This window comes from Phytoamicus setariae, assembly GCF_016722925.1.
In the GTDB taxonomy this organism is placed as follows: domain Bacteria; phylum Pseudomonadota; class Alphaproteobacteria; order Rhizobiales; family Rhizobiaceae; genus Rhizobium_E; species Rhizobium_E setariae.
The window spans coordinates 167,967-192,742 of the sequence record NZ_JAEQNC010000010.1 but is presented as its reverse complement, the minus strand read 5'-3'; the positions used below and the strand labels follow the sequence as shown (position 1 = coordinate 192,742).

The following is a 24,776-nucleotide window of genomic DNA, read 5'->3' as shown; positions in this document are numbered from 1 at the left end:
TAAGATGACTTCACTGTGTTTAAGGCCTACCTAAGGTTTGTGAACGGCTCGATGCGGCTTCTTGCAGAGCCTGTGAAATGGGCGCGACGTCGCAAGGATGTCCGAACTTCGCATTCTTGCCCCGTTCGATCAGCCACGAGGACGCCAGCAACAGCAATGCGCATTCTATTGATCGAGGACGACCGCAAGATCGCAGACTACGTCACCCGCGGTTTCGAAGAGGCGGGGCATGGCTGCGATGTCATGGATGACGGGCGCGACGGACTATATCAGGCCACACGCGAACCCTATGACGTACTCATCGTAGACAGGATGCTACCCGGCTTGGACGGCCTTTCGTTGATCAAGGCCGTGCGCGCGGCTCGCATAAAGACCCCGGCAATTTTCCTGACAGCGATTGGCGGCGTCGACGATCGCGTCGAGGGTCTCGAGGCCGGAGCGGACGACTATCTGGTGAAGCCTTTCGCGTTCTCTGAGCTGGTGGCGCGCGTCAACGCGCTTGCCCGTCGGCCGCCCGTGCTCGAACAGAAGACGGTCCTGCGGGTGGCCGATCTTGAGATGGACCTCGTCAAGCGGCAGGTAAAGCGCGGCGACCAAGTGATCGAACTGCAGCCGCGTGAATTCACTCTGCTCGAGATCTTGATGCGCAGCGAAGGCAGGGTGCTGACCCGCACGATGTTGCTCGAACTTGTCTGGGAGTTTCATTTCGACCCTAAGACAAGCGTCGTCGAGACGCACATCAGCCGCTTGCGCTCAAAAGTAGACAAGCCATTCAACATTCCCCTCCTGCACACGATCCGGAACACGGGATACAGCCTGCATGCTCCGCGTTGAGCTTTGGCGTTCAACACCGTTCCGCCTGGCGATCACGTTCGGATGTGTATTCGTTGCGGCTTTCGTGATCACGGGATTCATCACGTATCTCTTTCTGAAACGCGAACTGCTTCAGGAACTCGATGATTCAATCCGAGAAATTCATACGGTCGTGGCGTCGACCTATTCGCCCAACGACCTCGAAGACCTCATCTCCACCGTTGACACCTATTCCAATCTGAGCAAGGCCGATGAACGCATATTCTCGGTGATCGACGCCGATGGCACGAAAATCGCCGGGAATTTCTCGATGGCGAACATTCCTTATGGGATTTCCGACGTGTCATCGGAGGATATCGGACTGGGCGGAGACATCGACTTCCGTGTGATGGCGGGCCCAATCGGAGACAAAAGGCTGGTAGTTGGCCAGAGCCTCAACGAAACCGACAGGCTTGAGGAGATCGCCTTCATAAGTTTTGTGTGGGCTTCAATTCTTGTCATCGCGGGTGCGGTGGTCGGCGGAGTGATCCTGGCTACCAAGGCACAGCAGCGGCTGGATGGTATAGCCAGCGCGATGAACGCGGTTTCACACGGTGACCTCGAGGTGCGGGTTCCTCTGCATGGAAATGGCGACGATATCGACGTCGTCTCGCGACAGATCAACCAGGCGCTTGGACGGCTTTCCGTGCTGGTCGAGACGATGCGCCAGGTCAGCGCCGACATTGCACACGAGCTGAAAACCCCGCTCAACCGCCTCAAGATGCAGATCGAAGGCGCTGTGACCCGCGAAGAGCGGGGAGAGACGTGCGGGGCCGCCCTGCTGGATGCACTTGATGAGGTCTTCCAGATCAACGCGACCTTCGAGGCGTTGTTGCGAATCTCCCAGATCGAGGCAGGAGCCAGAAAGACCCGTTTCCGCGAAGTCGATCTTGCCGACATCATGCTTTCGGTCGCCGAAATCTACGCCGATGTCGCCGAGGACAACGGCCAATGCCTAGAAGCACCAATCAATCCGTCGTCGAACTCGATCGTCCAAGGCGACCGCGAGTTGTTGACGCAGATGTTTGTCAACCTCGTAGAGAATGCGATCCGCCATTGTCCATCCGGGACCAAAATCGAGATGGGCTTGGTGGTCGGTGACCAGTACGCGATCGCCACCGTCTGCGATGGCGGTCATGGAATTCCAGCCAGTGAACGGGACAAGGTGTTCAGACGACTATATCGCCTCGACAAGAGCCGCACCACGACCGGAAGCGGATTGGGTCTCAGCCTTGTCCGAGCCATCGCTGAATTGCATGGTGGCGTCGCTGTCATGAAGGACAACTTGCCGGGTCTGCGGGCGGAGGTAAAGCTTCCCCTGGCGGAGCGCTGAGACGACCGGGGTTCGGTTCAACCGCCCGCTGATCACATGGCGAACGAGGGTGGCATAGGCCTGTCATCACAGACAAGTCAGATGCATTCCTCATCAAGGCTCAGAAGACTAAGGCCCCGGCAAAACCCGTCCCTACGTTCGATGATGCAGTCAAGCTCTACATCGCGAATAAGATCACTGGCAGTGCGTTGGAGGTGAAGAAGAACACCCAGCGCGTGGACCGGGTGACCAAGCGATTGAAGACGGCCCTTGGACAGTCTCCGCGATTGGATCAGTTCAAGCGGGAAGACGCTCGCAAGGTTCGTAACTACATGCTGGAATTGGGTAGTCTCACACCGGCCTCGGTCAAGCGGGAACTGAACATCGTCAAGGCCATCATCAACCATGCCATCACCGAGTTCGAACTCATATGCAACAACCCGTTCAAGAAGCGCGACATCGCTGGCCTTGGTGAGGATTTTGAGAAGCGCGATCCGTTCCCGGCTTAGCTATTGGACAACACTCGGGCGAATGTCCTTGCCAAGTCCAATGGCGATCTATGCCTTGTCTTGCGGCTTCTGGAGGGAACCGGGGCGCGGTTGGCAGAGATAACAGGACTGAGGGTGGAGGATGTTACCTTGGGCGGCCTCCCCCCAACATGCGTGTCACCTGGCACGTAGAGAGGCGAGTAAAGACCAGAGCATCAGAGCGATATATCCCACTCGTGGGTGATGCTCTGGTAGCAGAGCAGGACTTATGGTGGAAGCCCCGCCATATTGCAGGCTACCACGGCAGCAATGAAGAAGGCGTTCGGATTGCTAGAGGACTGATCACGAACGGCTGTCATCATTCGCCCCAGCTGATTTGTGGCATCCCTCTTTCATTCCCCCCTTGTCGACCCTACAGCGCCCTTTCATGCTCCCGATAGTCTGTCAGAACGCGTGCCTTGGCCGGCCCCTGAGCAAGGGAAATCGATGCCGACTTTTATGCCGCCCAGTGGCCTGATTTTACTCCGCCGTTGACACCGATCATCGTATCCCTCACCTTTCCGTCCTGCGGCCAACACCACATCATCTTGGCACGTTGCGATGCCGTTAGGGGATGGCAACCACCCCATCGCTCTTGTCCTGACCCCAACAAGGTATGGCGGGCGACATTCCCAGCTGGCACGGAAAAACCTCATTGTTGGATCACGCTGGCGATGCGGGCATTCAGAACATCAATTCGGATGTCTCACGACGAAAACAGGTGGCTACAGGGAGGATCGGGTCATGACCAAGCGGAACCTCAATAGCGCGCCAGACATCGGCGACTTGCCGCTCGCTCAGTCAACCGCCTTCGGCGGCGCAATCAACCCGAAGAATTTCACGACGACGATAGACAATCCCTACATGATCCTGAAAGAGGGAACCACGTTCCACTATGCGGATATGGGTCTCGGCACGACCACCAATACGATGGTAACCCACAAGACGGCTGTCATCGACGGGGTAAGGTGCGTCGTTGTGCATGATGTCGCCTTCGTCAACGGTCAGTTGGAAGAAGACACATTCGACTACTACGCACAAGATAAGCGGGGAAACGTTTGGTATTTCGGCGAGGATACCACGCAATACGAGCCAGGTAACCCAGTCCCGATTGGGACCGTAGGATCGTGGCGCGCTGGGGTCGACGGCGCCAAACCGGGCATTATCATGGAGGCAAGACCTCATATAGGCGATGTCTACCATCAGGAAAATGCAAAAGGCATCGCAGAGGATGCGGCGAAGGTGCTCAGTCTGGATGCAAATGTCTTCACCATCTACGGCATGTCGCATCATGCGCTCAAGACCAAGGAATTTTCACCGCTCAGTCCCGGTCAAATCGAGCATAAATTCTATATTGCGGGTGTCGGAGAGCTTCTGACGACGACGTCGGACGGGGAGTATGAGCAACTGGTCGGCATTTCCATCAATGGACGGGCCGGCAATGACAGTCTCATTGGTTATTCCGGCGGTGATGAGATCAGAGGTCGAGCGGGCAACGACACCGAGCACGGTCATGACGGTAATGACACGTTGCGTGGCGGCGATGGCAGGGACAGCCTGTTCGGTGGGCGTGGCGGCGATCTGCTGGTCGGTGGAACTGGAAACGCTCAATTTGCCGGTGGACTTGGAGCAGACACGTTCAGCTTCAAAAATCTCCATGACGGTGTATTCGAGGTCACCGAAATAGACGACTACCGGCGGCAGCAGGTAGACGTGATCGACCTCCCTCATGCGAAGGGGAGCATCTTTGGCGAGAATCTCGTGCACGGAGTCTGGCAACTCACGCTGAACGGCGATGGAGACGTGATCCGGCTCAACGGCGTAACCGATGTCGATCACAACGGCAGCATTGTCGATAACCTCATTTTTGTCTGAGTTCACTTGAAGAGACAAGGAGCATGACAAATGTCACAATCGATGAAAGCAGCCGTTGTCCGCGAACTCGGAAGACCTCTGACGATCGAGGATATGCCGATCCCCTATCCGGCGGATGACCCGATCCTTGTTCGCTTCGCGGCAACGGGAGTGTGTCACACCGATTTGCATGCGGCCCGGGGCGACTGGCCTGTAAAACCCACTCCCCCCTTTATTCCCGGCCATGAAGGTGTCGGCTACGTCGCAAAAGCCGGCAGGTCGGTAAAACGTTTTAAGATCGACGGTCGTGTCGTGGTGAAGCTCCAATAGTCCACGAAAACCGCTGATCCGGACGGGATGGATCGGGAATTTCGTGCGGCTCCAAATGCTCGGCGCCGCTATCCGTCTGCGCTGCACCAAGCCCCATGGGCTTGTCCACTGTGGGCGCGAGCGTCGCCTCATCGGCATGTCGCTCGCCGAATTCGTATTCGTGGAGGGAAGGAACGTCCATGACCAAGGGCTTATTCTCCGATTTGCATCATGGGATATCCCGAAGGGACCTCCTGGTCTTGGCTGGCACGGCTGCCGCCACCGTCGCAAGTTCTAGCCATGGGAGGGCAGCTCCCGATGGAGGGAAATTTGCGATCGAGGAGGTGAATCCGGGCGAGGATGTTTTTGCCTATATCAGCAGGATCAAAGGCAAGCTTGATCAGAGCGCCTACCAGCAGGTGATTGGCGCTGCCAATGATTTCAAGGAGGGAGATCAAGCCATCGGCGTGGTTGCTGGAGACGAGACGACGCGGCGCAATGCCCGCGCTCTTCTGGCCAACACGAAGATCAAGGACCTCTACGAGCGCCCCCTGTTTGAGGACGACTTGCAAAGGCTGATCTGGCAGACAACGGACCATGCCCAGTACGAAAAGGTCAAAGACTGGACGATGGGAAGACTGAAGGAATTCCTGCTGGCCGAACCGGAGGAAAATATCAAGGCCGTGATGAACGGCCTCACCAGCGATACGATCGGCTGTGTCCCGAAACTGATGAGCAACGAGGAACTGACCCTGCTCAGTCAAAAACTTTTCAATGTGATGCCGGGCACCCAGATGGGGGCCAAGGGATATATGGGCGCGCGGATCCAGCCGAATTCTCCGACGGACCATCCCGACGACGTCGCTTGGCAGGTGTTCGATGCGTTCTCCTTCGCGACCGGCGATATCGTCATCGGCACCAATCCGGTTGACAGCACTGTGGCCAGCGTCGTGGAGGTTGAACGTGCGCTGAAGGACATCGTCGATACGTTCGAGCTTGGCGACGTGATCCCCTGGTGCGTACTTGCCCACATCGATGTCCAGACCGAGGTGAACGAGAATTTCCCGGGCACAGTTTCCACGATGTTCCAAAGCCTCGCCGGAACTGATGACTGCAACAAGATTTTCGATATTACGAACGAAAAAATCCTCAAATATGCGCATGCGAAGGCCGGGGAACGATACGGCCTCTACTTTGAAACCGGGCAAGGTTCCGAGTTCACCAACGGGACAGCCAACGGCGTCGACATGATGGTGCTCGAGTCCCGAAAATACGGTTTCAGCAGGGCAGTCGGAATCGAACTTGCGAAGGTGCAGCCAAAGGGGGCCTGGCTTCATGTCAACGATGTTGCCGGCTTCATCGGGCCGGAGGTGTTCAAAAGCCGTGAACAACTCGTCAGATGCTGCCTTGAAGACCTGGTCATGGGCAAGCTTCACGGGCTAACGATCGGCCTGGACGTCTGCACCACCCTGCACATGACCGTCAGCCTCGACGATCTCGATTGGTGCCAGGAACAGATTATGCCGGCCAATCCCGCATATCTCATTGCACTGCCGACCAAGAACGATCCCATGTTGAGCTATCTCACCACGTCGTTCCAGGATCATGTGCGGTTGAGGGACAAGTTCGGCTTCAAGGTCAACGACGCGATGTGGAATTTCTACAGGAAAATCGGCATTGTCGGTGACGACGGCAGCTATACCGCAAACTATGGTGATCCCCTGTGGGTATACTTTCAGTACCGCCTCGCGAAGCATGACGCGAGGTCCAGGGATGCGATCTACGCGGAAGGCCGGCAGAAGATGCGCGAGGTGGAAGCGAGAGGCGTCGATCTCGCCACAGGGCACGGCGAAAAGATCTGGGACCTCAACCGACCTCTCGCAACGAAGGTAAAGGGGCTGTACGACGACGCAAAGCAATCTCTTTGGGCCGAACTCACGCCTGATTTCATCGCCGCCGTTCCCAATGTCGTGCCGGTGCGTACTCTGTCTAAGGATCGCAACGATTACATAGCCCATCCGACAACAGGCGAAGCATTGAGCCCGGAAGCCCTCGCTGCAATTGAGAAAGTCAGGGATGCCTGGGGAAGCGACCTGCCGAAGGGCCAGATTGTCATCTCAGACGGTCTGAACGCAAAAGCCATCATGGATGAGGGACACCTCGTTCCGTTCCTGGAGGAGATGCGCCGACTCCTCGCAGACGCCGGCGTTACGATGGGCGATCAGAACATCATGGTCAGCGGCGGACGCGTGCGGGCCGGTTATCGAATTGGTGAGGTGCTGTTCGAAAATGCAGACCCCAACAGCCTCAGAGGCATACTCCACATCATCGGCGAGCGCCCCGGCACCATGCACCACGCCTATTCGGTCTACATCACCGTCGCCAAGGGCAGGCAATGGACGGACAAAAAGATCGACCACGATATGACGAAACTCGTCAGCAACGTCGCCGATACGGCGCTGTCGCCCAAAGAAGCGGCCCGCGAAACCCTGACGATCATCAGGGAAATCGTCGGCAAAAATGTAAACGGCAGCCGTCGTTATGGGTAGGAAAGCGTGGCCCAAAAACCCTCGACTTGTTCGCCTTTGGTCGGCGATTTCCCATCAAGATATATAACGAATAAGCATACTTGCGGAGGAAGCGCGCGGTTCGAATCCATCCGTAGCTGAGATCGGTGGTCTGCTGGAAGGCTCATTCGGGAAGTTCGTTTACGAGAAGATACGCAATACGTCGGAAAGCCGCTCGCATCGTTTCGACATGCGGACCGGAATGACCACCATCGACTATGGCCTGATCCATCAGTTCCAGCCAGTCCTCGGCATCCTTCTCGCGGATCGGCACATGTGCATGCATCAATCTCCAGTCCATATTTCCGTGATTTTCAAGATAGTAGCGCCTCCCACCCAGAAACCCTGACAGGAAATCGAACTGCTCTTGGCGAACATGGTTCAGACCATGTCCACGAAAATGCAACCGAAGAATATTAGCGCCACGAGGATCAGTTTCGATCAAATCGTAGAATCGAGTGACAAGTTCTCTCAGGGCTTGCTCGCCACCAAGTTGCTCCAAAACACTCCCAGCTGACATATCTGACCTCATGGAACAAGATTAGTTGAAATGTGACTGCTTTATTAACATGCGCGTGTAGAAATGGCGTGTCAGAAGCTCGCCATGTTCGGCGAGGACGGGGGCGGTGGACTTCACGATGGCGATCGTCTCGGGCTCAGCATTGCAACTCCATAATATGCATGTTGAATGCATATTAAAAAATATGCACCGTCCTCTGCTTTGGCAAGAGGCAAAAAGAAGATTCGGGGAATGCAGCTAACGACCTTTACAGACTACGGTCTGCGCATACTGATGTATCTGGCGGCCCAGCCCGAGCGGCAATGTTCGGTGCGCGAGATCGCCGATCACTACGGAATTTCCCGCAATCACCTGGTGAAAGTGGCACACCGGCTGTCAAAGCTCGGCTTCATCGAAAGCACCAAGGGAAAGGGCGGCGGTATCCGGCTGGCAGACAAGCCTGCTTCCATGCGGCTTGGAGATATCGTGCTCAAGCTGGAGCCGAACATGCATATCGTCGAATGCTTTGACAAGACGACCAATTGCTGCAGGGTCACAGCAATCTGCAGGGCGAAGGATTTCTTTCGCCAGGCCAATCAGGCATTCATCGATGTCCTCAATCGATATTCGTTGCGTGACACGATCGTCAGCGGAAAGAGCTTTCTGGAAGCGTTTGCGCTTCCAGAACATCCGGATCCCAATCAGGCGGGTGCATGATTGCATCTATTTGGCGAACAGATGCCAGTCGAACAAACGGATTGATAGAAAAAGCAATTGGCCGTTGTTGATGACCGGTCATCATCACCTGCATGATCATAACTTGACATCGAGTCTCTCCCGAGATTTTTTGTAAAAAAACGAGGAGCGCGCAGTGTCCCGATGCATCCTTATCCTGCTGGCGGTCGGTGTTGTCTGGCTGATGCCGTGCGGCCAGAGGGCGACTGCGCAGGAGCCGAGCGGGGTTGTCCAACCGGTCGAGCCCGATTTTCCCCATCGGGAGCTCGTCGTCGGCACAAAGGAAGCACCGCCTTTTGCAATGAAGGATAGCGACGGGGAATGGACAGGCATATCCATCGAACTCTGGCGCAGGATTGCTGAAAGGCTGCATCTCAAGTTCCGCTTCGAACAAGAACCCGACGTGCAGAGTCTGATAGCAGCGACGGCAAGGGGCAGATACGACCTTTCAATTGCCGCGATCACGATCACCGCCGAGCGCGAACGCAAGGTCGATTTCACCCAGCCGTTTTACAATACCGGACTTGGTATCGCCGTATCGAACAATAGCATTTCGCTCTGGCGCGAGATCGGCCGAACCATGGTGTCCTTTGGTTTCCTGCAGGCGGCTGCAGCGCTTATCGGCATTTCATTGCTGGTTGGTTTTCTGATCTGGCTCTTCGAGCGCAAGCACAACGAGGATTTCGGCGGGGGCGCGGCAACCGGCCTCGGAGCCAGCATCTGGTGGTCTGCCGAGGCAATGACGCAGGCAAGCACGGGCTATCGAGGTCCCAAGACATTACCGGGACGTATACTTGCAATCGTCTGGATGGTGGTGTCGATCATCACCATCGCGGTGTTCACCGCGAGCGTCACCTCGGCGTTGACGACCCGCCAGATGCGCGGTCTGGTCAACAGCGCCGACGACTTGCCAATGGTGCGCGTGGGTGCGGTGGCGGGTTCGGCCTCCATCGGTTTTCTCGACAGCGAGCGTCTGAAGCACAATGACTTCAAGACGCTGCAAGACGGCCTGAAAGCACTCGACACCGGCAAGATTGATGCATTTGTCTATGACAAGCCTTTGCTCACCTGGATGGCTGGACAACAATTTGCCCGCTCGATTCAGGTGCTCGATCCCCTATTTGACGCACAGGGCTATGGCATCGCGATGCCGCGCGGTGCGCCTTTCCGCAAGTCGCTCGACGTGGCGATTCTCGAGATCACCCGCGACGAAGCCTGGAAACAGACATTGTTTCGATATCTCGGCGAGAAATATTGATTCAAAAAGTTGCAGAGCGCGTTGCAGCCAATTGGTGGCGATTGGCGAAAAGCCGTGCCACAACGCAAAATCCCGAAGCCAGGGTTTGCGTGACACGGAGACTACTTTCGTCTCCCCGAAACCGGCACCGACCCCACCTCGCTGCCACGCCTGGCAGTGTGTCCGATGGCGGAACGCCCGTGCAAAGCGATCACGTCACAAAAGGCATTACATCCACCCCGTCGCCCGGAAAAACGGTGATGTGCGGGTGGTCTTCGAACAATCGGGCAGCAGCATCTGCGTTCTCCGCTTCGATCACCAAGTAGCCGCAGAACGAATTCACCGCATTGACAACGCCCTCCTTGGTCACGCGTGTCGTCTTGCCAACCATTCCACCACGATCAAGGATGGACGAAGCATTTCTTTCTTCCCACGCTGCCCACTTTTTTACGCCGGCGGCATCGATAGCATCCTGCTCGGCTTTGGGCAGGCTTCGAAAGGACGCCACGTCCTCGGGCTTCATGGTGTAGACGGCAAGAAAGCGGGGCATCGGCATATCCTCCATTCGTCTTGAAGGTTGCCAATTTACACGCCTCGCCCAGGGAAATCACCCGCTGATAAATAGCGCGGGACGTGGGACGGCGGCTTTTGGCGCAGAACAGCCGTGAGGTCATGGCAGCGCTTGGCCCGAAGCGGACCTCGGATGGTTGTTCGCGCCGGTAGCATGTCACTCTCGAACGCGGGTGATCGCTTTTGTGTGGCAAAAGATATGACGTCGCAGCTAACGCGTTTGTCTGCTTCGTGCTCTCATTTTTGATCCTTTCACTTGGCAGTGCGTCGTGATAAAATCAGATAAATCTAATATATAACAATGGAGGGACCGTCAAAGCAGGAAACCTTCCGTCTTTGGGCCGGGAAACAGCTATGGGAGTTCGACATGCTTAGAGGCTTTAGCAGGGCCTGCGCGCTAATCCTTTTGTCAGGGAACTTCGCTCTCGCCCAATCGGATCAGATAGAGCCAAATGCTGGAACGTGGAAGACGTGGGTAATCAGCTCGGCAAAGACTTCCGAGTCCTGCCCCCACCGGATGATTCCGCAGCCGAGTTGGAGCAGGTCCGCGAACTTGTCGCAAAGAAAGATGCGCAGGTCGCCGTCAAGATCACGTTCTGGGACGCCGGCTCGCCCGGCTATCGATGGCTTGACGTGGTCAACAACCGTCTCCTCGCAAACCAGACGATCCCCAATGCCCATCGCATCTACACCTATTTGACGATGGCGGTCTACGACGCCACCGTCGCGGCTTGGGAGTCAAAATACTTCTACAATCGCCCCCGCCCGGGCGAGATGGATGCGACACTGCTGACTGTGCTGCCTACGCCTCGCAGTCCCTCTTATCCATCTGAACACGCGGCGGCGGCCGGAGCCGCCGCGACTGTTCTTGCCTACTTTTTTCCGGACGAGGCCTTGTCGTTCAAAGCGATGGCCGAAGAAGCCGCACAGTCACGTGTCCTTGCCGGTGTCCAGTTCCCAAGCGACTCTTCCGCCGGCCTGGAACTGGGGCGGCGCGTAGCAGAGCGAGTGATTGCGCGGGCAAAGGTCGACGGCTCCGATGCCGTTTGGACCGGCACGGTGCCGACCGGGCCGTGCAAATGGGTCGGAGACAAACCGGCCAATGTAACCATGCCAAACTGGAAGCCGATCCTACTTGACGCCGCTGATGAATTCAGACCACCCGCTCCGCCTGACTGCAAGTCTGCGGCCGTGACGGCAGACGCGGATGCGGTCAAGCAGTTTGATCGAAAATTCCCCAGCAATTACAAAGCGTTCTACTGGCAAAGCCCGGCCGGTCTGTATACCAGTTGGTATGACTATGCGAGCAGGTGGATGTTCGAGGACAAGACGGATTCGAACGCGCCGCGCGCCGCACGGACTTATGCGATGCTCGCAGCCGCCTACTACGACGCATTCATCGCAAGCAACGATGGGAAATACGCTTATTGGTATCTGCGGCCCAACATGCTTGACCCGAGCATCACTCCCCTGTTCGCAGTGCCGGCCCATCCCAGTTATCCGTCGAACCACTCCACATTGTCCACTGCCCGATCCGAGGTGCTTGCCTACCTGTTCCCCGACCACGCGGAGTTCATCCGCACTGTCGGCAAGGAGGCGGGCGATTCCCGCATCTGGGCCGGCATCCACTATGAAATGGACAATCGGGCCGGTGCCGCACTTGGCAAGGCGGTTGCCGGGAAATTTATCGAGCGGGCAAAAGAAGACGGGGCGGACTAGCGAAAGAGAAGAGGCTTGTTTGATCCGCGCTCAGCGAATGTGCGTGAATATCAGGTCGCTATTTGACGACATCATCGGAATCAGCGTCTGCCCTGTCCGTAGGAAACCGGAGCGTTCTGATATGCCCTAACAGTAAGACCAGGAGGACAAGGGATTCTGGGCAAGGCACAACGTCCACTTCTGGCGCAGAGCAGCCGAGAGGTCATGGCAGCTCTTGGCCCTAAGCAGTCATCATGCTCGATCAAAAAACCGACCGCCCTCGCTCATATATCGACGTCAGATCGGAAATAGCATCTCGCGGTGTGACCTCAACTATTGCCGCGGTGGATGGCTGCTGAGGGCGGAAAAGTCACAACGGACTTTGCAGCGCCATTGAAGGCTTGCGCGTTCGTCAATGGACGCTACCCCCGTGTTACCTGCGTAAACTACGCAGGATCTGTGTCATCCCAAGTACACTGCTCTTCGAAAACTGCCGACCTGATAACGGAAGCGGCGCGATGTCAGAGGAAGAGCAGAGAAAAACTGGCGAAGGCGCCGCGTTGCGGCGGTTCCCAGCCGAGCGCCGGACCATCCAGCAGCTCTTAGTCGGCGACGGCGATTTTTATGACATGTGCGAGGAGCTTGCTGAGGCGGAGTCGGCGTTGCTGGCGGCCGAAGCGCTGCCGCTGGATGTTCGCGAGGCCAGGATTGCTGAGTGGACGGCTTCGATCGACCGCCTGGTGGGCGAGATTGCAAGGGCGTTGAGGGAAGCCAACGTGATCCGGATTGGCTGGGCTGGTGATCTGAAAAGCCGCAGGTGACCAAGGCACGGATGATCGTGCAACTCAAGGGCTCATACGCGCCATCGGTCGGATCAAGTTCTTCGTTGCTGTAACCCACAGGGAGGAATGCACATGTACTATACCGACGACTCGATACTGCCTGAAAAAATGGCGCCGCTCATCATTACGGCCGCGCCCTACGGTCCGGCATGGTTGCCAGGCGACGCGAGCGACATTCCTCTTACCTGGGACGAGCAGGTCCAGGCTGCGGTGGACTGTTACAACGCCGGCGCCACCATGCTGCACTTCCACGTTCGCAACCCGGCCACCGGCATGGGGTCAACGAACTTCGACGACTACAATTACCTGATGAAGCGGGTGAAGGAAGCCGTCCCGGATATGATCATCCAGGTCGGCGGGTCGATCTCGTTCGCGCCGCACACGGATGACGCCAAGGCAAAGTGGCTCGACTACGACACCCGCCATATGCTCACGGAAATAGACCCCAAACCGGAGTATGTGACGGTCACGACCGGCACCACGCTGTGGGATATTGCTTCGATGTTCTCCAAGGAGGATATCAAGGGAACGCACATGGACGATCCCAAGGTGCTTGAGGCCTGGTCCGGCATGGTGGTGGATTCAACGCCTGCCTTTTACGTCGAACATCTCAAGCGGCTTAGGAAGAATGACATCCAGCCTTACTTTGTTCCCGCTCATGTTCACCAGTGGGAGATTATTGAGCGGCTGGTCCGCGCAGGTATTTACATGGGGCCGCTGAACATGGCGCTCTGCGCGTATGGCGGTGGAACCCTCGGCCGAAATCCATTCGATCTGATGCATTTTCTTGAACGTATACCGCAAGGATCGGTCAACACATTCTGGTCCAGCATGAGAGGTCTGATTTCCATCTCGGCGATGTCCCTCGTGCTCGGCCAGCACATACGCGTCGGCAACGAGGACAATCTGTGGGGCGCGGATGGCAAGCGCAAGACCACGGTGGAGCAAATCCAGGGAGTAGTGCGTCTCTGCAAGGAGTTTGGCCGCAAAGTGGCGACCGCCGAAGAGGCGCGCAAGATCATGAAGGTCGGCACCTGGTACAACAGCGTCGAAGAGACGTTGCAGAACAACGGCATGCCGCCCAACCCCACCGAGTTCAATCCGGGCTTCCTCACCTGGCCAACCGACGGGAAGATCAAGCCCGCTGTCCTTGGTGGCGACTCGCATCCGATCGCCGCATGCATGATCGCACCGGAGCCGGTCCGGGCCGCCCAAGCCGCCCTGATGGCAGCGAGGAAGTAAAGCCGACAACGGCCTATGCGCCTTATCACGGGTGACCTGCGCTCCGGTGCGGGTCGCCAGTTCCAGGACGAACGCGGGAGAGAAATCGTGGCTGGCCGGATAACGCACTTTGAAATCTATGGCGACGAACCGAGCAAGCTCGCCGAGTTCTACAGCGCCCTCTTCGGTTGGGGGACTGAACAGGCGGAAGGCCTGGACTATTGGCGCATTCACCTGGATCCGACCGACACAAGCAGTGTGGGCGGTGGGCTAACCTACCGGCCCCGTTCCGATCCAAAAGGCTGGCTGCAATTCGTGGATGTCGAGTCAATCGACGATTCGCTCGCCCTTGCCCAGCGAATGGGCGCGGAGGTGGTGCGGCCCAAGACCGCGGTTCCGCGAACTGCATGGGTTGCAGTTCTCGCCGATCCGTCAGGAAATATGTTCGCGGTTTGGCAGCCCGACCCGCTCGCCTTTCCTTCCCCGGAACCAGATTGAAGGTTGTGGCAATGAGACAGGAAGTTAAGGATGACGGTAAGCTGGGTCCATGGGAACCCGACGCAATCGCCCGGCTTGAAGATTGGGATGCAGCCTGGGCCGGCGCATGCGAGGCGATGAGCACGAATGCTTGGGCGAACAAGGTTCTTACCCCGAGACTGGTCGAGTTGATCGCCGTCGCAATCAACGTGGCCTGCACCAACCTCAACCCGGAAGGCTCTCGCCGTCATATCCGGGCGGCCCTTGATCAGGGTGCGACGCGCGACGAGATCCTGACCATCATCAAAATGGCGTCGGTCATGTCAATTCATTCCTGCAGCCTTGGAGCACCGATCCTGCTCGAGGAAGCCAAGTCGTCGGAGAAGACCACGGCGCCACGTGCTTCGGCGGCCACGCCAGCCTGCGACAGGATGAAGGAGATCGGTCAGTGGAATGAAGCCTGGAACCCCTTCTTCGAACTCGATCCCAAGTGGACCGATCAGTTCATGGCAGCGGGCGCCGGGATCTATGGCAGCGGCATATTCACGCCGAAGGAAACGGAACTCATCAGCATCGCATTCGATGCATCCTTCACGCACATGTATGCGCCCGGCACACGCCGCCATATCCGGGCGGCACTGAAGCTTGGGGCGACGATCGAGGAAATCATGGAGGTCCTGAAGCTTTGCGTGGCGCAAGGCGTGCAGGCCTGCAACCTCGCGGTTCCAATTCTTGCCGAGGAACTAGCGGATCGTCCGTTCAAACAAGCCGGGAACGAGTGATGACGAAAGTTGACCCCTGAACTGCCGGACGGAATCAGCGCCGCGAACCAAGGCGGTTCGCCTGAGCATCGCGCGAGGCACCTCCGCGACCGAGCGGTCGCCGAAGCGAAGCACTTTTTGGCGTTGTTTCTTTATCTCTGGGTCTTGTTCGGCCTCTTTGTTCTGAATGAGCGGATCATCCTCCATCAGCACAAGATCGATTTTTTGTCCCATGGCTTTGCAGTGTTCAATGCCTTTATACTCGCAAAGGTAATGCTGATCATTGAAGATATGAACTTGGGGCGATGGCTGGACAATCGACCATTGATCTACCCGATCCTGTACAATTCTCTCATTTTTTCGATCCTGTTTATCCTGTTCCACGTTGTCGAGGAAAAAGTCGTGAGTATCGCCTGGGGCGAACCGGCTTCCGCGAGCATCCCCAATATAGGCGGAGGCGGAATTGCTGGAATTGTATGCGTCTCCGTGATCCTTTTCTTCAGCCTCATTCCCTTCTTCGCTTTCAGAAATCTGGCACGCGCGCTCGGTTTAGAACGCCTGAATTCGATGCTGTTCAGCGAGCAAGTCGGGGCCCTGACCGAATAGGGGTGCCGTGCGAGGAGCGGTTCGTTCTTAGGTCTTTTTGTGCAGAGGTGCCCTGACCTGCCGAAGGCCTAAGGTTCGGTGGTCATCAGCCTGTTGGCCAACGGGTGGTCGTCGCTCGGCTGCGCCACGCCTGCCTTCTGCAACGAAGAAAGCAATCGCTCGACATCGGTGGGCCGAACGACGCGCACGGCTATTTCCGATCGGAGGTTCGCAACCAGCTTTGGTGCATTGGTCACCAGCCATTCTCGCTCGCGAACCATGTCACGGGTTTGGCCGCTCTCGGCGAAGATCGCCGCGGCAATCAGGTGATAGTTGGGGTTTGCCTGCGTAGGTGTCTTTGCGATCCACATGGCGGCCTCGCGAAAATCACCGCGGAAGTAGCTGCAAAGTGCAAGGGCGGATTCATAGTATGCCAGCGGACCGGGATTTCGTCGACGGGTCTCATCGACCATCGCACAACCTCGCGACCAATTGCCGGAGAGTGCAAGCCGGTAGCCATATTCGCCCACCAGTTCGGTATCATTGGGATTGATACTCAAGGCTAGTTCCCCGACCTTCAGGGCAGCCTCAACATCGCCATGGAAGTACAAGGCGAACATCTCGGACTGTAACGCTCGAATATTTTCAGGATCGAGTTCTACAGCTCTGCGCGCAGCGGCGAGAGCTCTGTCGATCGAAGCCGGGGATGACGAGGGATCGACAGGATAGCGAAAACGAATCTCGTCGACATAGGTTTGAGAGAGGAGCGCCCAGGCGCTTGCATAGGTCGGAAAGCGTTGGACAGCATCTTCCAGACATTTCCGGACGATCGGATGGGTCTTGGCGTCGAGGCTGGCGCGATAGGCGTAGTAGGACAGTGTGCAGGCATAAGCCTGCCAGTCGTCCGGCGCATTGCGCGGCTGTTGAGACGTGTCTGCTTGAAAAATTATACCATAGGGTTGGGCAAGGGTTGTGGCGACCTGGCGAGCTATCTCGCCCTCGACCGCAATCAGTTTGGAGGCCTTCAGGTCGCCGTCGTAGCTTTTCGCCCAGATCACCGAGTTATCGATGCCGTTGATGACGCGGGCGCGGAGCCGGAACTGATTATCGGCCATCTCTACATCACCGGCCAGGATATAGCGCTGGTCATCGGTGGGCACCGTCGTGCCGAGAGGTGCGTCGCCCTCGATGGCCACGATGTCCTTGAACTTCGCAATTTGACCAATGATTTCTCGCGTCAAGCCGACCGCTATCGCCCGCGAATTTCCCGCATTGGTCAGGTCGTCGAAGGGTTTCACCAGCAAATGTGGGATGGCGGGAGCCTTGGGAAGCCGGTTGCTACCCATCCACTCGACAAGCAGCCATGACAAGGCCGCAACGAGCGTCAGTGAAAAAAGTGCGATTGGAAGCATGCGCCGCCAGGAAGGTGGCTTTTCGGCTGGAGCGGTTAATCTCGGCAGTTCCCGTGTTTCGAAATTCGGGACATAACTGCCCTTCGGGACGGAGATGACGATCGCATCCGATACACCGGCCGTGAGGTAGTAGCGGTCCAATGCACGGCGAAGATGCCCGGCCTCGATGCGGACTACGGGATCGGAGTGGGCGTCAAATGTGGCGTCCCGCCCGAACACGATTGTCGCGATAGCATAAGCCTTGATGCGCTCGGCACGGCCTGCAATCGTTTCTTCAACAACATAAGTCAGGAAGTTGCGCGTTCGCGCGGTCGCGTCGAAGTCGTGGCTGTCAAGGATGCGGCTGAGCTGGGCCCTTATACTCTCTGGCGCACACACGTCATCCCGCCGAAGAAAGGGATTGGCGGGTGAAACGGCTCGGCGAAGGGATTGTAAAGAATCCAAGGCCCCTCCCTCCACGCGATCCTCTTCGCGCGGGATAGTGTTGGAGAGATACTAGCCGAAACGTAGGGGCGGCGGAAAGCCAACTTAGAGGAGTATCCAAATTTGGCGCGAGAGGGACTTGCGGCCGATGATTTAATCGGAGCAGCCATCATCGTCCGATGACCGGTTTTGGCGCGAAGCTGCCGTGAGGTCATGTCAGCTCTTGGCCCTTAGCGCCCCCCCGAATTGGGACCCCTGTTCACTTGGACGTGCCGATAAAAATCTATAGCTCGCTAGAAATGTCAATCTCTGCGATCCTCGTCTTGGTTTCGTTGTCGAACATCGCGGCCTTGCCATCAACTTCCGCCATTAAATGCAGACCCTTGTCGGTGATAAAATACCAGACTGTCTGTAATTCGATGTTGCCTCGCCCCTCAAGCTCTTCCGGCGTGAGTTGTCGCACCACCTTTCCGTCATAAAACAAATCCATCGCACCGGCCGTCACCTGATCGAGTTTTTGCCCGCTCTTCTCGCAGAGCTCGCGGATCGCTTTAATATATCGCGGCTGAGCTTGAAGTGCCCTCTCCATACGTTTGGCGCGATCCGGCGCAGCAGAGGATCGGTGGTCCACTTCCTTCCACAGTTTGTCGATCGACAGCACTAGCAGGTTCGGCTGGCGCTTCAACCATATCGCGTTGAGCTTGACCAAGTCTTCCGACTCTCCGAGAGCGTAGAAACGGTCATCAATTGTATCGAGGCTATTTCGCACAATATTCTCGCTCCAATAATCGCTACCGAGATATGTGATTAGCCTCTCCTCGCCAAGCGCTCTGACGGCCGCCGCCCCTTCCTCAAATAGAGCGCTGTGACGAGATGCGCCCATTTCGCGCAGCCCTTGTCTGACGAGGTTGACGATCTCTTCATTCCAATCCGAATTGAAAACGAATTGCGAGAAACCGCCATTATTTACTTGCGCGAGATAGAAGTCGACGTAGTAACTGGTGAGCGCCGCGCGGCTAACTTCCTCTGGCTTTAGATGCTCGCTGAACAGCTCATTTATGACGGAAATGTTCGATTGGATGATGTCGTAGGGATCGACGCTCTCAAAGGCGTCGGTGGATACCATTACTAGGTCGTTAGACGATAAAATAGTGCTTTCAGGATTTGCCATGAGCGATCCCCTCCTCGAGAAGACACTTAATGCCAAGCGCGAAACCTGCGCGGTGAAGTTCTAAGCTGCGCCACGACAGCACCGCAAGCGGTACGGGTTGTTATTGGATCAGCAATGTCCGATTCTGGCGCAAACCTGCAGCTCGGCGACATCCGTGCATGTCGGCTTCTGGGATACCACCGTGCTCCACTCAGTGTCCGACTTGCGGGCGCAAAGCTGACGATCCAATAGCCACTTTCAATCGCGTGACAACGCCCGCAGCAACCCGAGGAACACCACGGCCGCAATGGCCCCAGCCACTGACAGCATACGTGGTTGTTGATGTCGGCGGTCGTATTCAAAGGTCTCTCAGCGTCTCATATGCTCCGACCCGTGCCCTACGGCTGGCAAACGCAATCGCAACCAACACCGATCCTGCTATCATGACATAAACTGAGGCCAAGTATCCCCACGGCACCGAGATCGTCTCGGGTGGAGGATCGAAGACTCCAGTGAGCAGCTTGACCAGCATCCACGCCGTGGTGACGCCAGAGATCACCCCGAAGACGATTCCACCGACGAGGACTAAGACTCCTTCCGACCACAAGAATCCCGCCAGCTGACGCGGCTTCGCGCCGATCAATGTCAGCACAGCGTAGTTGCGTCTGCGGTCTATGAAGCCCAGTCCCACCATCAGTCCCCCTGCGGCGACGGCCATGACCGCTCCGAAGAAGAGCTCAATGACTGCCAACTTGCCGACGTTCACGGCAGTCAGGCTTGTTCCAATGATATGCGAGGCGTCGCCGATGTTTTTGACGTCAAGACCTGAGGTCGGGCCGAGCGCAGTCGCTATGGCTTTCGACAGCATACCGGGGTCACTTGATGCGCGCACCAGAACATACTCGGCGGCGGTAGACTCCGACATCTTGGATACATAGTCCGCGTTGGCGACAAGAAAGGAGTCCCGAGGTGCGGTCGGAAACTCGCGTGCGACCCCGATGAATTTGAAGGGCACCGCGTGATACTGGTTGTCCTTGGCGCTCACGAGCCTGAGGTTGATTGTGTCGCCTTCCAGTAGTTGGAAATCGCTGACGGTCTCCTCGGAAACAAGCACGCCGTTTGGCGTCGCTGCAAGCTTTGCCAGGATTTCCGAGGTTGTTCCGCCCCTGAAATAGGCGTCCGACAGGGTAGTCGCTGCCCCGATCGATCGCGGATCGATGCCATAGAGGTCCTGGAGATCGGAGCCGACGTAGGCGAACCGATGCTGCATCGTCCTTGCTGCCTCAACGCCTGGCACGTTCTTGACCGTTTCGAGCTTGCCGCCCGCCGGATGGGCGGTGGTCCCGAACACAGTGACGTCCGCTCCGTTGGTCAATTCCGCGTCCACTCGCGTCTGCCCCTCATAGGTGACGTTGAAGATCGCGGTGGAGGTCACGAAGGCGACGGCAAGCGCCGTCATTACAATTCCCCGACTGATCCGCAGCTGTTGAAAAGCAATAGAAGCTGCGACCGCTCCGGCGAGGGTGCCGGAAATCGGCCGAAGGACGGTCTCGAAGAGTGGATTAGAAGTCGAAATGAAATAGCGACAGAGCCGGAAGATCAGGAGACCAAATCCCATCGAGAACAACGCCGGCGAAAGGAAAGCGTTGTAGTCGACCGACGCCGCAGGCACGCCTTCTGGTGCAAGCACGATTTCGTAACCAGTACTTGCGGACTGCCAGAACAGCAGTCCGGCGCAGGCCAGCATAACCAAATCTACGCACAGCGATTGCCACAACGGGACATGGCTTCTGCCGACGGCCTGGCGAGCGCCTACCACCGTAGTGGCCCTCGACGCTCGGAAGGCCGAGACAGCAATGGCCAGCATGGCAACAGCCCCACCCAAGACGGCGGCGAGCGCCGCGAATAACAGAGAGGACGTATCCGCAAGAGCGCCCGAATGCGATGAGAACGCGATCGAAACGAAGAATCCCAATAGTGTTGAAACGATCCCGATCGCGAACGGCTCGGACTGCAGCAGCATCAGCGACTTCCGATCCGACGCGCCATGGATGCGCAGCAGGGACTGCTCCTGCATTCGCGCCCCTGCCCCCGCGTTGGCCAACGATACGGTTAGGACAAGCGCAAGGGCGACGCCTGGAATTCCGAGGAAAAGAAACAGCACCGTGGCATAGAGCGCGTCGCTTCTCACTGTGTCCAGCCGCGCACCCAAGTTGGTGGAGACCAGCGCCTGCCCGGCGACGCGAGCTTCGAGGTTGCGCGATTGGCCTGCGACGACTGTGTATGCCTTGGTGGGATCAGATGGCAGGCCATCGTGCACCAGCCTGACATGGAACTGGGTGCGCGTTGTGTCTGGTCGTTTGGCTTGCTGCGCATCAAACGCTTCATGCCAGTTGGAGATCGGCAGGATCACGACATTGTCCGGAGGAGCTTGCGGGGCCGCCTGCGGCGGTAGCCCCACACCCTGAAACAGTGCGTCGGCATCGGGTAGATCGACGACACCGTCGATCTTCACTTCCACTGGCGGCAACCCCAAGCGCTTGATCGACACATTGTCGCCGGGACCGACATGAAGGTTCGCGGCTGTCTGCTGGGCGATCAAAACACCCGAACGCTTTCCAGCCAGCCATCTCAGTTCTTTCGGAAAGTCGACCGCATAGTTCGCATCGAAGGCGATGACCTTTCCAGGCCCAGTCTGTTGCGTCGTGTCCGCGGTGCGGGCTTCGAATCCGTCCGACTGCGCGTATTTGACTTGGTGGATGATCTTCACCGGAGCAGCTCGTTTGATTGCGTCAATCAAAGCGTTTTGGTCCGCCCCTGGAACGGCCTCGACCTGCCAGTCGATCGGCACGTCGGAGATCGCGCGCTCTGTCATCGACGCTCCGCTTTCAGACAAGAAGAAGGCTAGCGTGGACAGCATCGCAACAGTGAGCGCGATCCCCGCGCAAAGGCCCGCGACTCTTGCTGTTCGCCGTCGAAGAATGCCGGAGAGCCAAAGTGCGATCATCCGCCTCCCTCCCCGGCCGTCGAAACTCGCCCGCGCTCCATGCTCCAGCGTTTGCGCATCCGCCGTGACACCTGTCCATCATGGGTCGCAAGAATGAGCGCGGAATAGGTCTCAGCGAGTTGGTCCAGAACCACGTCCAAGAGCACCATTGCGGTGCGCGTGTCGAGCTGTCCCGTCGGCTCGTCTGCAATCAGCAGCTTTGGACGCACGACCAGAGCTCGCGCCATCGCCACTCTCTGGGCCTGGCCTCCGGAAAGCTCCTCGGGAAGCTTGCTCGATAGGCCCGCGAGTCCCAACACGTCGAGCAGGCGCTCTGCCCGCGCCGTCGCATTCGTTGACCGCCCAGCTAAAAGCAGTGGGAGACTGACGTTCTGGAGCACGGTAAGGGGCGGGAATAAACTCGGTGACTGAAAAACGAAGGCAATCTGCATCGGTTGCAGATCAGTGCGCTTTCCAAGGGCTGGCCAATTGATCTCCCCTGCACTCGGCGACACCAGGCCTCCGAGAATTGTGAGCAGCGTCGATTTTCCGCTTCCCGAAGGCCCCTCGACGGCGATCCGGTCACCAGGCATCACGCTGCAAGTCGCGTCACGCAACACCTCGACGGTTTCACCATCGGGCAAGTGGTAAACCTTTGCCAGATGGTAGGCATCTACAAGTTTCTCAGTCATTGTCCGTCCTGCCGTCTCTAAGGCGGATGATGCGATCGGCTGTCCGCGCGAGCTGTTCGCTGTGTGTGGCGATCAGGCTCGCAAACCCTGCCGCTTTCCTCGTTTCGAAGAGTTCGACGAGCATCGCCTCGGTATGTTTGTCCACCTCGGCGGTGGGCTCGTCGGCAATGAGGACGGACGGCTCCGCGGCCAACGCCACCGCCAGACCTGCGCGCGCGGTCTCTCCGCCGGAGAGCTGCGTCGGATAGTTGTCGCCACGGTGTGCCAAGCCAACAGTCGACAACAGACTGCGGATGCGGGATTCATCCCGCCTGTCCGCCAGCATCATGCGAAGGCGAATGTTCTCTGTCACCGACAGGTGAAAAAATAGATTGCCGGACTGCATCATCATGCCGAGATGAAGCGCCCGTAGCCGCGCCCGAGCCTTCTCCGACCTGCGCGTCATACGCTCGCCCTTGATGTCGACGAATCCTCCGTCAGGCTCGTCTAGGCCAGCGATACAGTTCAGCAACGTCGACTTTCCGCTTCCTGACGGCCCGACGAGCGCGACGAGTTCTCCGGCCTCGACTTCGAGGCTGACACCGCGCAAGGCCGCCGTTTCCTCATCTTCGATATGGTAGAAGCGATAGAGCTCGTTCACCTCCAGGAGCATCGCTCATTTCCATGAAAACGAGCGCGACATAAGCAGCCACTGGTCGACGTTGTCCGCGCCTTTTGGTGCATAGAGCTCCAGCGTCACAAGCTTGCCGTCGCGATAAAAAAGGTAGCGTTCGTTCTCCAACCGCACCTGTTTGTTCGTCACCGCGTTCGGTTCGGAGTTCGAGGTGTAGACGATCCGGATCGCCTCCCCAGATGGAAGTTTCACCGACTTCACCGCGCTAACCTTGATGGCGCGCCCGGACGCCTTGAGGTTCTCGACGTATTGGGATTTCGCCGTCGCGACGTCGGGCCTCTGCTCGACGGCGGCTGCCGTCAGGACGACGCCGTCGAGCTTGTCGACGAAGCTGGCTCCGTCCGGCTTGTCGGAACGAGCCCATCCTTCTGGCACCTTCATGGTGAAGCCGAGCTTCGAGGTATAGTCAATGAACACCTGGGTGTCGGGGATATCACCGGGCGGATTCTTTTCGGCGGGCACCGCGCTCTCTGCATGGGCGGTTGCGGCCATGGTGAATGGTGCAAGTGGCGGCGTCGCTACGGCGGCCACCAACGCCGTGACGGAGATGACGCGTATTGAGATTTCAGAAAACACGCCCATAAAAGGCCTCCATTCGTCGTTCGCAGCCACCGCGACCTTCGAGGTGCGGCGAACGACGACAAGGTAGAAGTCGAGTTATACGGAAACCTGTCTTCGAACTTACGAATTTGTAAGGCCCGAGGAAACTTACGTATCCGTATGGAAGCGTTTTGGCGTTCGCTCGCGGAGCAATGCCCGGACTTGAAGATGCAAGATCGCGATTAAAGCGTTGATATCGGAAAAAATTCTAAAATGCTCAAGGTGGCTAGTACACCCCGGAATGATGGCGCGCGATCAAATCATCAGTACTTGCATCGGCACGTTTTGATCCGGAAGTTGTCTTATCTGTAAATTGGCGAACACCTTGGTGTCGATTTTCAGACCGACCAATTCCGCGTCCCCACGCGTTGTCGGGGAAACCAAGGAGAATGAAAATGCCCAAGGCAATCGTATTGGCAGCTGCGGCCGCCGTCGCCCTCACCGCATTCGACGCAAGCGCTGCCACCATGTCCGGCGTAGTAAAGAGCATCGACAAGGCACGTGACGCTATCCGGCTAACTGACGGCAGCTCTTATGTCCTATCGGAAGGCAGCGAAGCAGAGGACTTCAAGCCTGGAAGCAAGGTCTCGATAACTTATTCGACCAAGCACGGCCAGAACGTTGCGTCGTCCGTGAAAATACTGAAGTAGTTGTCTTGTCTTGCGGGGCTCCCAAGCATCGGCTTGGGAGCCACCTACGGACCAACCAGGCGGAGGCCGTTTCGATTAACCGGCATCGCCCGAACCTGCATGGTTGTTCGCTCAGCTCAATGCCACTGGTTGAGGTGCTGCCCA

22 protein-coding genes and 1 pseudogene are annotated in these 24,776 nt (G+C 57.4%); 15 read left to right on the top strand and 8 right to left on the bottom strand.

The genetic code is table 11. The features are described 5' to 3' along the window. The first annotated feature begins 156 nt into the window (after window positions 1-156). The 6 genes and pseudogenes from JJB09_RS18390 (at window position 157) to eutB (ending at window position 7,403) form a co-directional block, all read left to right on the top strand. Complete coding sequence (locus tag JJB09_RS18390) at window positions 157-834, top strand: response regulator (RefSeq protein ID WP_201661477.1); 678 nt, start codon at window positions 157-159, stop codon at window positions 832-834. Further along, a complete protein-coding gene (locus tag JJB09_RS18385; RefSeq protein ID WP_201661475.1) occupies window positions 821-2,185 on the top strand; it encodes a sensor histidine kinase in 1,365 nt (454 codons plus the stop codon). Before JJB09_RS18390 ends, JJB09_RS18385 begins: the two co-directional genes overlap by 14 nt. 194 nt (window positions 2,186-2,379) lie before the next feature. After that, window positions 2,380-2,673: a hypothetical protein gene (locus tag JJB09_RS18380; RefSeq protein WP_201661473.1), complete on the top strand. Its 294-nt coding sequence runs from the start codon at window positions 2,380-2,382 to the stop codon at window positions 2,671-2,673. Between the two features lie 762 nt (window positions 2,674-3,435). Continuing rightward, window positions 3,436-4,566: a calcium-binding protein gene (locus tag JJB09_RS26955; protein ID WP_281431842.1), complete on the top strand. Its 1,131-nt coding sequence runs from the start codon at window positions 3,436-3,438 to the stop codon at window positions 4,564-4,566. 30 nt (window positions 4,567-4,596) lie between these two features. Further along, window positions 4,597-4,863: pseudogene (locus JJB09_RS18370) on the top strand (alcohol dehydrogenase catalytic domain-containing protein); the annotation flags it as partial. A gap of 191 nt (window positions 4,864-5,054) precedes the next feature. Next, a complete protein-coding gene (eutB, locus tag JJB09_RS18365) occupies window positions 5,055-7,403 on the top strand; it encodes an ethanolamine ammonia-lyase subunit EutB (RefSeq protein ID WP_201661467.1) in 2,349 nt (782 codons plus the stop codon). Window positions 7,404-7,545: 142 nt separating this feature from the next. Here eutB and JJB09_RS18360 read toward each other — a convergent pair whose 3' ends face one another. Beyond that, entirely contained in the window at window positions 7,546-7,941 is a 396-nt protein-coding gene (locus JJB09_RS18360; RefSeq protein WP_201661465.1) for a globin domain-containing protein, read from the bottom strand. A 231-nt stretch (window positions 7,942-8,172) separates the two neighbouring features. On the opposite strand from JJB09_RS18360, the gene JJB09_RS18355 reads away from it, so the two are divergent. Both JJB09_RS18355 and JJB09_RS18350 read left to right on the top strand, forming a co-directional pair. Next, the gene (locus JJB09_RS18355) at window positions 8,173-8,637 is read left to right on the top strand and encodes an RrF2 family transcriptional regulator (RefSeq protein WP_201661464.1); all 465 of its coding nucleotides are present in this window, start codon (window positions 8,173-8,175) and stop codon (window positions 8,635-8,637) included. Window positions 8,638-8,839: 202 nt separating this feature from the next. Next, a complete protein-coding gene (locus JJB09_RS18350) occupies window positions 8,840-9,913 on the top strand; it encodes a transporter substrate-binding domain-containing protein (protein ID WP_201661631.1) in 1,074 nt (357 codons plus the stop codon). A 190-nt stretch (window positions 9,914-10,103) separates the two neighbouring features. On the opposite strand, the gene JJB09_RS18345 is transcribed toward JJB09_RS18350, so the two are convergent. Then, window positions 10,104-10,442 (bottom strand): hypothetical protein, encoded by a 339-nt coding sequence (locus JJB09_RS18345; protein ID WP_201661462.1) that lies wholly within the window; start codon window positions 10,440-10,442, stop codon window positions 10,104-10,106. A 491-nt stretch (window positions 10,443-10,933) separates the two neighbouring features. On the opposite strand from JJB09_RS18345, the gene JJB09_RS18340 reads away from it, so the two are divergent. The 6 genes from JJB09_RS18340 to JJB09_RS18315 all read left to right on the top strand — a co-directional run bounded on the left by JJB09_RS18340 (window position 10,934) and on the right by JJB09_RS18315 (window position 16,067). Continuing rightward, on the top strand, window positions 10,934-12,181 hold the full coding sequence (locus JJB09_RS18340) for a phosphatase PAP2 family protein (protein WP_343229050.1): 1,248 nt from the start codon (window positions 10,934-10,936) through the stop codon (window positions 12,179-12,181). Window positions 12,182-12,678: 497 nt separating this feature from the next. Continuing rightward, window positions 12,679-12,981: a hypothetical protein gene (locus JJB09_RS18335; RefSeq protein ID WP_201661460.1), complete on the top strand. Its 303-nt coding sequence runs from the start codon at window positions 12,679-12,681 to the stop codon at window positions 12,979-12,981. A 93-nt stretch (window positions 12,982-13,074) separates the two neighbouring features. Continuing rightward, on the top strand, window positions 13,075-14,244 hold the full coding sequence (locus JJB09_RS18330) for a beta-keto acid cleavage family enzyme (RefSeq protein ID WP_246748777.1): 1,170 nt from the start codon (window positions 13,075-13,077) through the stop codon (window positions 14,242-14,244). Between the two features lie 15 nt (window positions 14,245-14,259). After that, window positions 14,260-14,721 (top strand): VOC family protein, encoded by a 462-nt coding sequence (locus JJB09_RS18325; RefSeq protein ID WP_210341766.1) that lies wholly within the window; start codon window positions 14,260-14,262, stop codon window positions 14,719-14,721. A gap of 11 nt (window positions 14,722-14,732) precedes the next feature. Then, window positions 14,733-15,482, top strand: a complete 750-nt coding sequence (locus JJB09_RS18320; RefSeq protein ID WP_201661458.1) for a carboxymuconolactone decarboxylase family protein — start codon at window positions 14,733-14,735, stop codon at window positions 15,480-15,482. Window positions 15,483-15,491: 9 nt separating this feature from the next. Further along, entirely contained in the window at window positions 15,492-16,067 is a 576-nt protein-coding gene (locus tag JJB09_RS18315) for a hypothetical protein (RefSeq protein WP_201661456.1), read from the top strand. A gap of 68 nt (window positions 16,068-16,135) precedes the next feature. Here JJB09_RS18315 and JJB09_RS18310 read toward each other — a convergent pair whose 3' ends face one another. From JJB09_RS18310 to JJB09_RS18285, 6 genes are all read right to left on the bottom strand, one after another. Next, a complete protein-coding gene (locus JJB09_RS18310) occupies window positions 16,136-17,836 on the bottom strand; it encodes a hypothetical protein (protein WP_201661454.1) in 1,701 nt (566 codons plus the stop codon). A gap of 328 nt (window positions 17,837-18,164) precedes the next feature. Next, window positions 18,165-19,052 (bottom strand): DMP19 family protein, encoded by an 888-nt coding sequence (locus tag JJB09_RS18305; RefSeq protein WP_201661452.1) that lies wholly within the window; start codon window positions 19,050-19,052, stop codon window positions 18,165-18,167. A 337-nt stretch (window positions 19,053-19,389) separates the two neighbouring features. Beyond that, window positions 19,390-22,038: an ABC transporter permease gene (locus JJB09_RS18300; RefSeq protein WP_201661450.1), complete on the bottom strand. Its 2,649-nt coding sequence runs from the start codon at window positions 22,036-22,038 to the stop codon at window positions 19,390-19,392. Beyond that, window positions 22,035-22,709 (bottom strand): ABC transporter ATP-binding protein, encoded by a 675-nt coding sequence (locus JJB09_RS18295; RefSeq protein WP_201661448.1) that lies wholly within the window; start codon window positions 22,707-22,709, stop codon window positions 22,035-22,037. The genes JJB09_RS18300 and JJB09_RS18295 overlap by 4 nt, the downstream gene beginning before the upstream one ends. After that, window positions 22,702-23,361, bottom strand: a complete 660-nt coding sequence (locus JJB09_RS18290; RefSeq protein WP_201661436.1) for an ABC transporter ATP-binding protein — start codon at window positions 23,359-23,361, stop codon at window positions 22,702-22,704. Before JJB09_RS18290 ends, JJB09_RS18295 begins: the two co-directional genes overlap by 8 nt. A 3-nt stretch (window positions 23,362-23,364) precedes the next feature. Beyond that, window positions 23,365-23,994 (bottom strand): hypothetical protein, encoded by a 630-nt coding sequence (locus JJB09_RS18285; RefSeq protein ID WP_343229049.1) that lies wholly within the window; start codon window positions 23,992-23,994, stop codon window positions 23,365-23,367. Window positions 23,995-24,377: 383 nt separating this feature from the next. Between JJB09_RS18285 and JJB09_RS18280 the strand changes: the two genes are divergently transcribed. After that, the gene (locus JJB09_RS18280) at window positions 24,378-24,632 is read left to right on the top strand and encodes a DUF1344 domain-containing protein (protein ID WP_201661433.1); all 255 of its coding nucleotides are present in this window, start codon (window positions 24,378-24,380) and stop codon (window positions 24,630-24,632) included. Window positions 24,633-24,776: the final 144 nt, after the last annotated feature.

Excerpts from the sequence above, each read along its gene's own strand:
- JJB09_RS18390 (WP_201661477.1), top strand. The coding sequence starts at position 157 with ATGCGCATTCTATTGATCGAGGACGACCGCAAGATCGCAGACTACGTC.
- JJB09_RS18385 (WP_201661475.1), top strand. The coding sequence starts at position 821 with ATGCTCCGCGTTGAGCTTTGGCGTTCAACACCGTTCCGCCTGGCGATC.
- JJB09_RS26955 (WP_281431842.1), top strand. The coding sequence starts at position 3,436 with ATGACCAAGCGGAACCTCAATAGCGCGCCAGACATCGGCGACTTGCCG.
- eutB (WP_201661467.1), top strand. The coding sequence starts at position 5,055 with ATGACCAAGGGCTTATTCTCCGATTTGCATCATGGGATATCCCGAAGG.
- JJB09_RS18360 (WP_201661465.1), bottom strand. The coding sequence starts at position 7,941 with ATGTCAGCTGGGAGTGTTTTGGAGCAACTTGGTGGCGAGCAAGCCCTG.
- JJB09_RS18355 (WP_201661464.1), top strand. The coding sequence starts at position 8,173 with ATGCAGCTAACGACCTTTACAGACTACGGTCTGCGCATACTGATGTAT.
- JJB09_RS18350 (WP_201661631.1), top strand. The coding sequence starts at position 8,840 with ATGCCGTGCGGCCAGAGGGCGACTGCGCAGGAGCCGAGCGGGGTTGTC.
- JJB09_RS18345 (WP_201661462.1), bottom strand. The coding sequence starts at position 10,442 with ATGCCCCGCTTTCTTGCCGTCTACACCATGAAGCCCGAGGACGTGGCG.
- JJB09_RS18335 (WP_201661460.1), top strand. The coding sequence starts at position 12,679 with ATGTCAGAGGAAGAGCAGAGAAAAACTGGCGAAGGCGCCGCGTTGCGG.
- JJB09_RS18330 (WP_246748777.1), top strand. The coding sequence starts at position 13,075 with ATGTACTATACCGACGACTCGATACTGCCTGAAAAAATGGCGCCGCTC.
- JJB09_RS18325 (WP_210341766.1), top strand. The coding sequence starts at position 14,260 with ATGCGCCTTATCACGGGTGACCTGCGCTCCGGTGCGGGTCGCCAGTTC.
- JJB09_RS18320 (WP_201661458.1), top strand. The coding sequence starts at position 14,733 with ATGAGACAGGAAGTTAAGGATGACGGTAAGCTGGGTCCATGGGAACCC.
- JJB09_RS18305 (WP_201661452.1), bottom strand. The coding sequence starts at position 19,052 with ATGGCAAATCCTGAAAGCACTATTTTATCGTCTAACGACCTAGTAATG.
- JJB09_RS18300 (WP_201661450.1), bottom strand. The coding sequence starts at position 22,038 with ATGATCGCACTTTGGCTCTCCGGCATTCTTCGACGGCGAACAGCAAGA.
- JJB09_RS18295 (WP_201661448.1), bottom strand. The coding sequence starts at position 22,709 with ATGACTGAGAAACTTGTAGATGCCTACCATCTGGCAAAGGTTTACCAC.
- JJB09_RS18290 (WP_201661436.1), bottom strand. The coding sequence starts at position 23,361 with ATGCTCCTGGAGGTGAACGAGCTCTATCGCTTCTACCATATCGAAGAT.
- JJB09_RS18280 (WP_201661433.1), top strand. The coding sequence starts at position 24,378 with ATGCCCAAGGCAATCGTATTGGCAGCTGCGGCCGCCGTCGCCCTCACC.